The following is a 12,213-nucleotide window of genomic DNA, read 5'->3' as shown; positions in this document are numbered from 1 at the left end:
CGTTCCGGGAAGGGGGACCGACAATTTACAACGTTGGAAAAAACCCGGTCCCGATCCGACCACAGCGGGACGCCGGATGTCCAGACCAAAGGGCCGAACTGTCCGGACAGGTCAGCGCCCGGTGACGCCGTCGATCTGCTCGCGCAGGATGTCGGCGTGCCCCGCGTGGCGGGCGGTCTCGCTGGTCATGTGCGCGAGCACCCAGCGCAGCGTGTGGACCTTGCCTTCGATCGCCACCGCGATCGGCCGGTCCGGGTCCCCCGCGGCCCGGATCACCGCGTCGCTTTCCTCGATGGCCGCGCGGTAGCCGGCGAGGACCTCCTCGGCCGTGACGCCGTCCGGGACCGTCATGTCCACGTCCCCGGGGTCGGCGCCGCCCGCGACGTGGTGGCGGAACCAGACCAGCTCGGCGAAGGTCAGGTGGTGGACCAGGCCGAGCAGGGTGGTGCCCGAGCCGACGAGGACGCGGCGCAGGTGCTCTTCGGTGAGGCCGTCGGTCTTCTTGAGGACGCACTGGCGGGCGAAGGTCAGGAACGCGGTCGCGGTGTCGAGCTCGCCGTCGTCGTCGCGGGGCACGGACTGCCGCTGGGTTTCGGGCATGCCGGAAAGGTAGCGCTCAGGCCGAGTCCCGGACCACCAGCTCCGGGTCGAAGATCACCGACTCCGCCCGCAGCGCCGGGTCGGCCATGCGGTCCAGCACCATCCGGGCCATCGCCGCGCCCATCGCTTCGACCGGCTGGCGGACGGTGGTCAAGCGGGGCCGGCAGCTCAGCGCGACCCGGCTGTCGTCGAACCCGATCACCGCCACGTCGTCCGGGATGCGGCGGCCCGCGTCGCGCAGCACCGTCAGCGCGCCGTACGCCATCAGGTCGTTGGCCACGAACAGCCCGTCCAGCGCGGGTTCCTCGGCCAGCAGCCGTTCCATCGCGCGTTCGCCGCCGTGCTCGGTGAAGTCGCCTTCGGCCACCGCGACGTACGCGTGGCCGTGGCGGGCCATCGCGTCCCGGAAGCCCGCCAGCCGGTCCTGGCCCGCCGGGGTGCCGGCCGGGCCCGCGATCGTGGCGACCCGGTGGCAGCCGCGCGCGACGAGCCGCTCCGCCGCGATCCGGGCGCCGTCCTGGTGCGCGACGTCGACGTAGCACACCGGCGCCGGGCGGGCCGGGCGCGCGAACAGGGCCGTCGGGACACCCGCGTCGGTCAGCATGCGGGGCAGCGGGTCCTCCGCCGGGTGCAGCGAGATCAGCAGCACGCCGCTGATCTGCTCCTGCCGCAGCTTCGGCACCAGCTTCGCGCGTTCTTCGTCGCTGTCGACCAGCATCAGCAGCGGGTGCAGGCCCAGCGGCCGCAGGTGCGCGACCACGCCTTCGACGACCCGGCCGAAGAACGGGTCGCCGAACACCCCGCCGGTGAACGCCTCGACGTGCCGCTCCGGCTCGGACACCACCAGCGCGATGCCGCCGGTGCGCCGGGTGACGAGGGAGCGGGCGGCCCGGTTGGGTACGTACCCGGTGTCGGCGATCGCGCGCTCGACGGTCTCCCGCAGCTTCGGGTCGACGTTGCGCACGCTGTTGACCACGCGGGACACCGTGGCCCGCGAGACGCCGGCGACCCGAGCGACGTCCTCCAAGGTCGGCGGCGCCGAGGGCGGCTGCGTCGTCACCCGTCCTTTGTAGCACGCTGTGAGAGCGCTCTCCCAGCGCCGGGCCGATGACAAATGTCATGGCCGGCCGCTGGCGGACGGCACTGCCCCGCCGGGCCCCGCGGCGGCGAACATTCCGGTATGACCACCACAACGCGAACCACCACGGCCGGCTTCCGGCCCGTCCTGCTCCTGACCGGCGGTTACGCCACGCTCTCCGTGCTCACCCTCCTCGTGATCGTCCTGTTCCGGAACCACCCGGCGATGGTGACCGACGCGGTCTGGGTGCGCGCCACGATCGTCGTCGCCAGCTCGCTCCTGACGTTCGCCTTCGCCCGCAGCGCGGCCCGCGGCTCGCGCAAGGGGCTGCTGCGGCTGCGGATCGTCTCCGCGGTGATGCTCGTGGCGATCGTCGTCATCGTCGCCCTGCCGGGCCTGTTCCCGGTGTGGCTGCGGGTCGAGCAGGCGGTGTGCGGGCTGCTGCTGCTCGGCGTGACGGTGCTCGTCAACCGGCCGCGCCCGCGGGCGCGGTAGCGTCGCGGTCGTGACCAGGACGGCGGACGTGCAGCGCTGGGTGCGCGGCTGGCGCGTGATGCTGCTGGACGCGGGCATGCTCGTCTACCCGGCGGTGACGGTGCCCGGCGTGCTGCAGCACTCGACCGGCCACAGCGCAGTCGCGGGCTGCGTGATCGTCGCGGGGTTCGCCGGCTGCTACGTCCTCGCGGCGACGGCGGCGGCGAAGCGGGCGGTGCCGCAGTTCTGGGCACTGCTCGGGATGAGCACCCTCCTGTTCGCCGCCGCTCTCCCCTTCGCCCACGACACCGCGTTCTTCCTCCTCATCGTCGTCGTTTCCCTGGCGGCGCCGCGGCTCCCCCGCGGCGCCCTCGCGCTGGTCGCCGTCTCCGCGCTCGCGGCGCTCGTCGTCCCGTGGGTGATGTGGGACGTCCCGGGCTGGACGCAGGCGGTCGCGCTCGTGTTCACCGTGCTCGTCGTCCATGTGGTCGCCGAGGCGGTCCGGGCCAACGCCGCGCTCGTCGAGGCCCGCGCCGAGGTCGCGCGGCTGGCGTCCGAGGCCGAACGCGCGCGGATCGCCCGCGACCTGCACGACCTGCTCGGCCACTCGCTGACGGCGATCACGGTCAAGAGCACCTTGGCGAGGCGGCTGCTGGCCACCGACGGCACCCGGGCGGGCGAAGAGATGACCGCCGTCGAAACCCTGGCCCGCCAGGCGCTGACCGACGTCCGCGCGGCGGTGTCGGGCTACCGCGACGTCACGCTCGCCGGTGAGCTCGCCCGCGGCCGCGAGCTGCTGCGCGCGTGCGGGGTCACCGCCGACCTGCCGACCGCCACCGACGTCGTCGGGCCGGACCGGCAGGAGCTGTTCGGCTGGGTGGTGCGGGAGGGCCTGACCAACGTCGCCCGGCACGCGCGCGCCGGCCGGTGCGCGGTGACGCTCTCGGCGTCCACTGTGGAAGTCGTGGACGACGGCGTGGGCGGGCCGCCCGGCGAGGGTTCGGGGCTCGCGGGGCTCCGGGAGCGCGTCGAGGCCGCCGGCGGAAGCGTCGAAGCCGGGCCGGTGACGCCGCGCGGCTGGCGGCTGCGGGTGGCGCTGTGACCATCCGCCTGCTGCTCGCCGACGACCAGGAGCTGGTCCGCCAGGCGCTGTGCGCGCTGCTCGCGCTCGAGGACGACTTCGAGGTGGTCGCCTCGGTCGGCCGCGGCGACGAAGTCGTGGCCGCGGCGCGGGAACACCGTCCCGACGTCGCGTTGCTGGACATCGAGATGCCGGGCCTGGACGGGCTCGCGGCCGCGGCGGTGCTCGCCGCGCAGGTGCCGGACTGCCGCGTTGTCATGCTCACGACGTTCGGCCGCGCCGGGTACCTCCGCCGGGCGATCGAGGCCGGCGCGGCCGGGTTCGTCGTGAAGGACGCGCCGGCGGACGTCCTCGCCGACGCGATCCGCCGGGTGCGGACCGGCGAGCGGGTGGTGGACCCGGCGCTCGCGGTCGCGACGCTGGCCGCGGGCGAGTCGCCGCTGACCGCCCGCGAACGCGACGTGCTCATCACCGCCCGCACCGGCGCGACGATCGCCGAGATCGCGTCCCGGTTGTACCTGTCCGAAGGCACGGTCCGGAACTACGTTTCCGCGGCGATCACCAAGACCGGCGCCCGCAACCGCGTCGAAGCGGTCCGGCTCGCGGACGAGCGGGGCTGGCTCTAGGCGTTCTCGTCGAACGGGATGCCACCCGGCTTCGCCTTGCCGAGGTTGCCGGTGAACTGGTCGTCCTTGATGCCGAAGGTGGCGCTGCCGAAGTTGGCGCCGACGAGCTTGTCCCGGATCCCGGACGGGTAGCCGTCCCAGCCGACGAGGGTCGGGTACTGCCAGGCGCCCTTGTGGTTCTCGGGCGGGTCGTCGTTGCCGTTGGCCGAGCGGAAGCAGTGCGTCGAGCCGCCGTCCTTGTGGTAGACGACCTTGGCGTGCGTGCCCTCGAACAGCAGGCTCGCGCGGTCGTGCACCGCGAAACCGCCGTGCTGCGACGTCGCGACGTACTCGACCTGGTTGTCCTTGACCCACACGACGACGTGCTCCCAGTCGTGGCGGTGGCCGGCGCTGCCCGGGCCGAGCGAGGCCTGGTCCTTCTCGAAGTAGAGCGTGTACATCACCGCGCACCAGCCGTTGTTGCACTTCTGGCGCGAGTAGGAGTTGGTGTTGTCGAGGTCCCAGGAGTCGCGGCAGTGGCCGTTGGTGTCACCGCCGAGCGACAGCCCGGGCGCAATGGTGCCGTCCGGGCCGATCGCCGGGGTCGGGTAACAGCCGTCCTTGTCGTAGTCGAAGGCGGGCTGGAAGGTCTTCTCGAAGTCGCTCGCGCTGGCGGGCAGGGCGCCGGGCGGGTCGGCGAACGCCGTCGCCGGGAAAGCGAGTGAGAGGGCCAGCGCGCCTGCGGCAGCGGCGGCCAAGGTGCGGGAACGGTGCGCCATGACGGTACTCCCTCGATCACGGTCGGAAAGTTTCCGACAGGAGGTCCGTGTCCAGCTCGCCACGAGCCGCCGTGGCCCGCAACCGTGCTCCGGCGAGTGTGCCCGGCGAGGACAGCCGGAAGGGGACGAACGCGCAATCCTGTCCGGTGAGCGGCAACCCGGACAAGCCGCGCGTTAATTCACGGCTGGAAGAGCCGGGCTTCCGCCGCGTCCCAGTCGCCGCCGGCCGAAGGCTCGTAACGGCGGACCTCCTGGGTCTCGCGGACCAGGGCCCGCATCGCCGCCAGGTCCGGCAGGTCCTCCCCCAGCGCCCGGGCCTGCACCAGGACGTTCCCCAGCGCGGCCGCCTCGACCGGGCCCGCCAGGACCGGCACGCCGCACGCGTCGGCCGTCAACTGGCACAGCAGTTCGTTGCGAGCACCGCCGCCGACGATGTGGACCACGTCGATCCGGCGGCCCGTGACCGAAGCCGCCGTGCGGAGGGTGCGGCGGTGGGCCAGGGCCAGGCTGTCGACGATGCACCGGACCACCTCGGCCGGGGCCGACGGCGGGCGCTGGCCGGTCGCGCGGCAGGCCGCCGCGATGCGCGAAGGCATGTCGCCGGGTGGCAGGAACTCCGGGGCGTCGATGTCGACGACGGCCGCCAGCGCCGGGGCCTCGGCCGCCGCGGTGAGCAGGTCCGGCAGGTCCGACCGCGACCACGTGCGCAGCGTCTCCGACAGCACCCACAGGCCCATCACGTTGCGCAGGAAGCGAATCGTGCCGTCGACGCCGCCTTCGTTGGTGAAGTTCGCGGCCAGCGCCGCGTCACCCAGCTCGGGCTCCGGCAGCTCAAGACCCGCCAGGGACCAGGTGCCGCACGAGATGTACGCGAAGTTCGTGCCCGGCTCGGCCGGGACCGCGACCACCGCCGACGCCGTGTCGTGCGAGCCGACCGCGATCACCGGCACCCCGGACAGCTCCCGCGCCGGGCCGACCACCGTGCCGGGGTCGCGCAGCGGCGGCAACAGCCGCGGCGGGATGCCGACCCGCGTTGCCAGGCCGGTGGCCCACGTCCGCGCGCGGACGTCGTAGAGCTGGGTGGTGGACGCGTTGGTGCGCTCGGCGCCGATCTCGCCGGTCAGCCAGTAGTTCAGCAGGTCCGGGACCAGCAGCATCGTGCGGGCCGCGGCCAGCCGGTCCGGTTCGGACACCAGCTGGTAGAGCGTGTTGAAGGGCAGCTGCTGCAGCCCGGTGACGTCGTAGAGCTCACGCGCGGACACCGACGCGGCCACCTTCTCCGGCACCCCGTCGGTGCGGGAGTCGCGGTGGTGCACCGGGTTGCCGAGCAAGGCGCCGGACGCGTCGAGGAGCCCGTAGTCGACGGCCCACGAGTCGATGCCGACGCCGTCCAGCGGGCCGGCGTCGCGGATCCCCGCGAGGGTCTCCCGGTACAGGCCCAGGACGTCCCAGTACAGCACCGGGCCCGCGCGGACGCCGCCGTTGGGGAAGCGCCGGACCTCCTCGAGGCGCAGCGTCGAACGACCGACGGTCCCGGCCATCACGCGCCCGCTGGACGCGCCGAGGTCGACGGCCGCGACCCGCGTCACGCCCGCACCACGGTCAGCTCCAGGCCGAGCAGGTCCGCCACCGCCGTCAGCTCGGCGACGCGGTGGCCGGTACCCAGGGCCCAGTGGTGCGCGATGCCGCTGGCCGACCAGGCGTCGGTCCACTCCCCCGGGTCACCGCCGAAGTCGACGCGCGAGGTCGTGTTGCCGATCCGCAGCAGCGGCCCGGGCACCACCGTGCCTTCCGACACGACGAGCGAGAACGTGCCGTCGCGCCCCTGCCCGAGCCCGCACAGCGTCACCGGCCCGGGCTTGACGTCGAACTCCACCGACACGCCCCAGCCGCGCTTGCCGTGGTAGACGCCGAGGCCGCGCAGCAGCGGCTTGCGCGCGCTGATGCCGAGGTGCGCCGGGCCGTCGTGCCCCATCTCGACGACGTTGTCGCGGAAGTTCAGCGCCTGCAGCTCGGTGAACGAACCGCCCGCGCCGAGCCGGTCCATGACCAGCATCGCCAGCGACGTCCGCAGCTCGTACTCGCCGACCGCGGGGATGCCGCGCGCGGTGAGCAGGGACGCGCCGAGGATGAACCCGGCGCCGACCCGTTCGTGCGTCTCGCCGTCGAGGCCGCGGTGGTAGTAGGCCAGGGAGTCGAGTGAGAAGTCCTCGACGAGCCGGTCGAGCGCGACGGAAACCCGGGCGCCCCAGGCGAAGTCTTCGTCCACGACGGACTCGTCCACAGTGAACACTTCGCGCGCGAGGTCCATGCGGTCCTTGGTCTCCGCGTCCGAGACCTGCTCGACGCGCACCCGCAGGTCGTCGACCTCCAGGACCTCGACGTGCCCGCCGAGCTGCGCCGACACGAGGGTCGGGTCGGTGGAGACGTCCATCATGCCCGGGTAGAGGTGCCCGAGCAGGCCGTGCCGGCCGTGCCGCAGCGCCGCCCGGACCCCCGCCGCCTTGATCCACCGCGCGATGCGGGTCCACGCGCGTTCGTCCTCGAGGTACCCGGACACCGAACGGAACTCGACGCCGAGCCGGCGGAACGTGTTGGCCATCTCCGGCAGCGGGCAGGCCCCGCAGTAGGCCAGCCACGCGCCGGTGTCGAACGACTCGTGGTCCATCACCTCGGTCGGCTGCAGGTTGAGCAGCAGCACCGGCGCGCCCGAGCGCTGCGCGACCGGCGCGAGCATGCTGGAGGTCAGGTACGTCGTGAGGAAGCCGATGATCAGGTCGCAGCCGGCGACCCGCAGCTTCTCGGCGGCGGCCGCGCCTTCGGAAGCATCCGAGACGAACCCGACGTCGACGACCTCACAGTCCATTCCGGACAGCCGGGAAGCAACGCGCCGGGCCGACTCCTGCAGCTGAGGCAACAGCGACGGGAACTGCGGCCAGTACGCGCCGAGCCCGCCCGCGACGAGCCCGACACGGGTCTTGCGCGGCGTGATGCGGTCGAGGGTCATCGAGCCTCCTTCAGCGCAGGAACGCGGCGGCCACCCCGGCGTCCACGGGGACGTGCAGGCCGGTGGTGTGGGTCAGGTCGCCGCCGGTGAGGGCGAACACGGCGGCCGCGACGTGCTCGGGCAGCACCTCGCGCTTGAGGATGGTGCGCTGGGCGTAGAACTCGCCGAGCTTCGCCTCCTCGACGCCGTACACCGCGGCGCGTTGCGCGCCCCAGCCGCCGGCGAAGATGCCGGAGCCCTGGACGACACCGTCGGGGTTGACGCCGTTGACGCGGATGCCGTGGCCGCCCAGCTCGGCCGCCAGCAGCCGGACCTGGTGGGCCTGGTCGGCTTTCGCGGCACCGTAGGCGACGTTGTTCGGGCCCGCGAACACCGCGTTCTTCGACGAGATGTAGACGATGTCGCCGCCGATGTCCTGGTCGACCATCACCTTCGCCGCCGCCCGCGCGACCAGGAACGAGCCCTTGGCCATCACGTCGTGCTGGAGGTCCCAGTCCCGTTCGGTGGTCTCCAGCAGCGGCTTCGAGATGGAGAGCCCGGCGTTGTTGACCACCAGGTCGATGCCGCCGAACGCCAGCACGGTGGCGTCGACCGCGGCCTGCACCGCGGCCGCGTCGGTGACGTCGGCGGTGACCGCGATCCCGCCGATCTCGGCGGCCACTTCGGATGCTGCGTCGGCGTTCAGGTCGGCGATCGTCACGCACGCGCCCTCGGCGGCGAGCCGCCGGGCAATGGCCTTCCCGATGCCCGACCCGGCCCCGGTCACCAGCGCGATCCGCCCGGCCAGGGGCTTGGGCTTCGGCATCCGCTGCAGCTTGGCTTCTTCGAGCGCCCAGTACTCGATCCGGAACTTTTCGGACTCGGGAATGGGCGCGTAGGTCGAGACGGACTCCGCGCCGCGCATGACGTTGATCGCGTTGACGTAGAACTCGCCCGCCACCCGCGCGGTCTGCTTGTCCTTCCCGAACGAGAACATCCCGACCCCCGGCACCAGCACGATCGCCGGGTCGGCGCCCCGCATCGCGGGCGAGTCCGGCGTGGCGTGCCGGTCGTAGTAGGACCGGTATTCGTCGCGGTACTCGGCGTGCAGCTCCTTCAGCCGCGTGACAACGTCCTCGAGAGGCGCCGAGCTGGGCAGGTCCACGACCAGCGGCCGCACCTTGGTGCGCAGGAAGTGGTCCGGGCACGACGTCCCGAGCGCGGCGAGCGGCGTGAGCTTCTCCCGCGCCAGGAACTCGAGGACGACGTCGCTGTCGGTGTAGTGCCCGACCTGCCGCTGGTCGGTCGAGGCGAGCCCGCGGATCACCGGCGCCAAGGCTGCCGCACGCGCGTGCCGTTCCTCCGAGGCGAGGGCTTCGAAGCCCGGGACGACCGGACCGAACGGCTCGGCGGACCCGCGGGCCGCCAGGAACTCCTCGGCGGTCCGGATGATGTCGAGGGAGTTCCGCTGGCACTCCTCGGAAGTAGCGCCCCACGCCGTGATGCCGTGCCCGCCGAGAATGACCCCGATCGCCTGCGGGTTGGCTTGCTTGACGGCGGCGATGTCCAGGCCGAGCTGGAACCCCGGGCGCCGCCAGTCCACCCACGCGACGCGGTCGCCGAAGCACTCCTTGGTCAGCGCGGCGCCGTCGGCCGCGGTGGCCAGTGCGATGCCGGAGTCCGGGTGCAGGTGGTCGACGTGCGGGGCCTCGACCAGGCCGTGCATCGCGGTGTCGATCGAGGGCGCCGCGCCACCACGGCCGTGCAGGCAGTAGTCGAACGCGGCGACCATCTCGTCCTCGCGCTCGACACCCGGGTAGACGTCGACGAGCGCGCGCAGCCGGTCCAGCCGCAGCACCGCCAGCCCGGCCTCGGTCAGCGTGCCGAGGTCACCGCCGGACCCCTTGACCCACAGCAGCTCCGCCGGGGTGCCGGTGACCGGGTCGAGGGCGGTGCCCTTGGCCGAGGTGTTGCCGCCGGCGTAGTTCGTGTTCCGCGGGTCGGCGCCGAGCGCGTTGCTGCGCGCGACGAGCTCCTCGGGCACGGTCATCCTCATGCTCCCCATCCGGCCTGCGTGCCGCCGGCCCGCTCGGCCACGATCTTTTCCTGGTACCCGCTGCGGTGGTAGGCCGCGACCGGGTCCGGGTCGAGCCCGGCGTCGGTGCGCAGCTCGGCCAGCAGCGGCCGGACGTCGGTGTTGTAGGCGTCCATCAGCACGGCGTTCGCGGCGAGCACGTCACCGGCCTGCTGGGCCACGCGCAACGCGGGGCGGTCCACCAGCAGCGCCTTGGCGGTGGCTTCCTGGACGTTCATCACCGACCGGATGATCGCCGGGATCTTGGCCTCGATGTTGTGGCACTGGTCGAGCATGAACGCGATCCCGTACGCCGGGTCGAGGGCCTCGCCGCGGACGATCTCGTACATGATCCGGAACAGCTGGAACGGGTCCGCCGCACCGACCATCAGGTCGTCGTCGGCGTAGAAGCGCGAGTTGAAGTCGAACGCGCCGAGCTTCCCCGCGCGCAGCAGGAACGCCACGATGAACTCGATGTTCGTCCCCGGCGCGTGGTGGCCGGTGTCGATGCAGACCGTCGCCCGCTCCCCCAGCTCGATGCAGTGGGCGTACGAGGTGCCCCAGTCCGGGACGTCGGTGGCGTAGAAGGCGGGTTCGAAGAGCTTGTACTCCAGCAGCATCCGCTGGTCCGGCCCGAGCCGGTCGTACGTCTCGCGCAGCGCCGCGGCCAGCCGGTCCTGCCGGTCTCGGATGTCGTCCTGGCCCGGGTAGTTGATCCCGTCGGAGAACCACAGCTTGAGGTCGCGCGAGCCCGTCGCGTCCATGATGGAGATGGCTTCCAGCAGGTGGTCGGTGGCCTTGCGCCGGATCCCGGCGTCCGGGTTGGTCACCGAGCCGAGCTTGTAGTCCTCGTCCTGGAACACGTTGGTGTTGATCGCGCCGATCTCCACCCCCTGGTCACGCGCGTACGCGGTCAGCGCGCCGTAGTCGTCGACGCGGTCCCACGGGATGTGAAGCGCGACGCTCGGCGCGACCCCGGTGAAGCGGTGCACCGTGGCCGCGTCGGCGATCTTCTCTTCGGGGGTGCGGGGCACCCCGGGCTGCGGGAACACCTTGAAGCGCGTACCCGAGTTCGCGTACGCCCACGACGGTGTTTCGATGCGCTGGGCGCGCAGCGCCGCTTTGACATCCACAGGGATCACTGTCCTTCCCGGACGTCGAGGTGGAAGACCTCGTCGAGCAGCCGGACCCCTTCGTCCGGCCGGCCGCCGTCGAGGCCGGTGAAGAACTCCGCCATCTCCGCTTGCCAGCGGCGGTTGACCTCGGTGCGGTCCATCGCCGCCTGCGCGACGGCGAGGTCGTCGGCCTCGACGTAGCCGACCAGCAGGCCGTCGTCGCGCAGGAACAGCGAATAGTTGCGCCAGCCGGAGTCGTGCAGGGCTTGGCGCATCTCGGGCCACACCGCCCGGTGCCGCTCGGCGTACTCGGCACGCCGGCCGGGCTTCACCCGGAGGCAGAAGCAGTACCGTGGCATCAGAAGTTGAACTTGTCGATGTTGTTCGCGTCGAACGTCGTCGGCGGGCCGAGGACGATCTCACCGCTCGCGCCGATGGTGTAGTCACCGAGCTTGCCGGCCTTGAACTTCTCGCCTTCCTTGCCGGTGATCTGGCCCGACGACAGCGCGACACCCGCGTAGGCGGCGAGGTAGCCGATGTCGGCCGGGTTCCACAGCGCGAACTGCTTCACGGTGCCGTCCTTGACGAACGCGCGCATCTGGTTCGGCGTGCCGAGCCCGGTCACCGCGACCTTGCCCTTGTAGCTCGACGAGCTGACGTAGCGCGCGGCGGCCGCGATGCCCACGGTGGTCGGCGAGACGATCACCTTGAGGTTCGGGAACGACTGCAGCAGGCCCTGGGCCTCCTGGAACGACTTCTGGTCGTCGTCGTTGCCGTAGGCGACCTTGTCCAGCTTCAGGCTCGCGTACTCCGGCTTGGCCAGCTCCTTCTTGAGCACGTCGATCCAGGCGTTCTGGTTGGTGGCGTTCGGCGTCGCGGACAGGACCGCGATCTCGCCGGAGCCGCCGGAGAGGTCCTTGGCCTGCTTGGCCAGCGCCTCGCCGATGCCCTGGGTGGTGGCCTGGTTGATGAAGACGTCGCGGCAGTCCTTGGCGGCGTCGGAGTCGAAGGCGACGACCTTGATGCCGGCGCTGCGGGCCTGGTTGAGCGACGGGCAGACAGCGTTCGGGTCGTTCGCGGCGATGCCGATCACGTCCTGCTGCTGCTGGATCAGCGTGTTGATGTAGCTGACCTGCGAGGACGCGCTGGCGTCGTTCGGCCCGACGAGCTTGTACTCGCCCTTCAGCTCGCCCAGCGCCGCCTTGCCGCCGCTGACCTCGATGTCGCTGTAGGGGTTGTTGAGCTGCTTGGGCAGGAACGCCATCTTGACGCCCTCCTTGGCCGCGGCGTTCGGGTTCGCCGCCGCGGTGGACTGCTGGGCGCCGGAGCCGGCACTGTCGTTCTTGGTCGTGCCGCCGCAGGCGGCCAGCACGAGCACCAGCCCGGCCGACACTGCGCCGGTGAGGAACCGTCGGGACATC

Annotated in this window: 12 protein-coding genes; 3 read left to right on the top strand and 9 right to left on the bottom strand. The window is 72.2% G+C overall.

Annotation, left to right across the window (positions count from 1 at the left end; all coding sequences use genetic code 11):
• Window positions 1–111: 111 nt before the first annotated feature.
• Both ACZ63J_RS05455 and ACZ63J_RS05450 read right to left on the bottom strand, forming a co-directional pair.
• Window positions 112–600 carry a DinB family protein gene (locus ACZ63J_RS05455; RefSeq protein ID WP_465408458.1) on the bottom strand — a complete coding sequence of 163 codons (489 nt, stop codon included), beginning with the start codon at window positions 598–600 and terminating at the stop codon, window positions 112–114.
• A gap of 16 nt (window positions 601–616) precedes the next feature.
• On the bottom strand, window positions 617–1,660 hold the full coding sequence (locus ACZ63J_RS05450) for a LacI family DNA-binding transcriptional regulator (protein WP_465340527.1): 1,044 nt from the start codon (window positions 1,658–1,660) through the stop codon (window positions 617–619).
• Between the two features lie 120 nt (window positions 1,661–1,780).
• On the opposite strand from ACZ63J_RS05450, the gene ACZ63J_RS05445 reads away from it, so the two are divergent.
• From ACZ63J_RS05445 to ACZ63J_RS05435, 3 genes are read left to right on the top strand one after another with little or no spacing between them, the layout of a single operon-like run.
• A complete protein-coding gene (locus ACZ63J_RS05445) occupies window positions 1,781–2,173 on the top strand; it encodes a hypothetical protein (protein ID WP_465408456.1) in 393 nt (130 codons plus the stop codon).
• Window positions 2,174–2,183: 10 nt separating this feature from the next.
• On the top strand, window positions 2,184–3,254 hold the full coding sequence (locus ACZ63J_RS05440) for a sensor histidine kinase (RefSeq protein ID WP_465408454.1): 1,071 nt from the start codon (window positions 2,184–2,186) through the stop codon (window positions 3,252–3,254).
• Window positions 3,251–3,859 carry a response regulator transcription factor gene (locus ACZ63J_RS05435; protein ID WP_465304630.1) on the top strand — a complete coding sequence of 203 codons (609 nt, stop codon included), beginning with the start codon at window positions 3,251–3,253 and terminating at the stop codon, window positions 3,857–3,859. The genes ACZ63J_RS05440 and ACZ63J_RS05435 overlap by 4 nt, the downstream gene beginning before the upstream one ends.
• Here ACZ63J_RS05435 and ACZ63J_RS05430 read toward each other — a convergent pair.
• From ACZ63J_RS05430 to rhaS, 7 genes are all read right to left on the bottom strand, one after another.
• Complete coding sequence (locus ACZ63J_RS05430; protein WP_465408452.1) at window positions 3,856–4,617, bottom strand: NPP1 family protein; 762 nt, start codon at window positions 4,615–4,617, stop codon at window positions 3,856–3,858. The two genes, ACZ63J_RS05435 and ACZ63J_RS05430, sit on opposite strands and share 4 nt — an antisense overlap.
• 179 nt (window positions 4,618–4,796) lie before the next feature.
• A complete protein-coding gene (locus ACZ63J_RS05425) occupies window positions 4,797–6,158 on the bottom strand; it encodes a rhamnulokinase (protein WP_465439383.1) in 1,362 nt (453 codons plus the stop codon).
• A 44-nt stretch (window positions 6,159–6,202) separates the two neighbouring features.
• Entirely contained in the window at window positions 6,203–7,624 is a 1,422-nt protein-coding gene (locus tag ACZ63J_RS05420; protein ID WP_465439329.1) for an arabinose isomerase, read from the bottom strand.
• A gap of 10 nt (window positions 7,625–7,634) precedes the next feature.
• Window positions 7,635–9,653, bottom strand: a complete 2,019-nt coding sequence (locus ACZ63J_RS05415) for a bifunctional aldolase/short-chain dehydrogenase (protein ID WP_465439327.1) — start codon at window positions 9,651–9,653, stop codon at window positions 7,635–7,637.
• Window positions 9,654–9,655: 2 nt separating this feature from the next.
• Window positions 9,656–10,819, bottom strand: coding sequence for an L-rhamnose isomerase (rhaI, locus tag ACZ63J_RS05410; RefSeq protein WP_465304622.1), 1,164 nt, complete (start codon window positions 10,817–10,819; stop codon window positions 9,656–9,658).
• A complete protein-coding gene (locus tag ACZ63J_RS05405) occupies window positions 10,816–11,151 on the bottom strand; it encodes an L-rhamnose mutarotase (RefSeq protein ID WP_465439325.1) in 336 nt (111 codons plus the stop codon). Before ACZ63J_RS05405 ends, rhaI begins: the two co-directional genes overlap by 4 nt.
• Window positions 11,151–12,212, bottom strand: coding sequence for a rhamnose ABC transporter substrate-binding protein (rhaS, locus tag ACZ63J_RS05400; RefSeq protein WP_465340519.1), 1,062 nt, complete (start codon window positions 12,210–12,212; stop codon window positions 11,151–11,153). Before rhaS ends, ACZ63J_RS05405 begins: the two co-directional genes overlap by 1 nt.
• Between the last annotated feature and the right edge of the window lies 1 nt (window position 12,213).

The sequence above is a fragment of the Amycolatopsis sp. NPDC104863 genome, from assembly GCF_055582965.1.
The sequence above is the reverse complement of the archived record's forward strand: the minus strand, read 5'-3'. Positions and strand labels throughout refer to the sequence as shown.

Coding starts and splice junctions, on each gene's coding strand:
- ACZ63J_RS05405 (WP_465439325.1), bottom strand. CDS start 11,151: ATGCCACGGTACTGCTTCTGCCTCCGGGTGAAGCCCGGCCGGCGTGCC.
- ACZ63J_RS05425 (WP_465439383.1), bottom strand. CDS start 6,158: ATGGCCGGGACCGTCGGTCGTTCGACGCTGCGCCTCGAGGAGGTCCGG.
- ACZ63J_RS05420 (WP_465439329.1), bottom strand. CDS start 7,624: ATGACCCTCGACCGCATCACGCCGCGCAAGACCCGTGTCGGGCTCGTC.
- ACZ63J_RS05445 (WP_465408456.1), top strand. CDS start 1,781: ATGACCACCACAACGCGAACCACCACGGCCGGCTTCCGGCCCGTCCTG.
- ACZ63J_RS05430 (WP_465408452.1), bottom strand. CDS start 4,617: ATGGCGCACCGTTCCCGCACCTTGGCCGCCGCTGCCGCAGGCGCGCTG.
- ACZ63J_RS05415 (WP_465439327.1), bottom strand. CDS start 9,653: ATGACCGTGCCCGAGGAGCTCGTCGCGCGCAGCAACGCGCTCGGCGCC.
- ACZ63J_RS05455 (WP_465408458.1), bottom strand. CDS start 600: ATGCCCGAAACCCAGCGGCAGTCCGTGCCCCGCGACGACGACGGCGAG.
- rhaS (WP_465340519.1), bottom strand. CDS start 12,212: ATGTCCCGACGGTTCCTCACCGGCGCAGTGTCGGCCGGGCTGGTGCTC.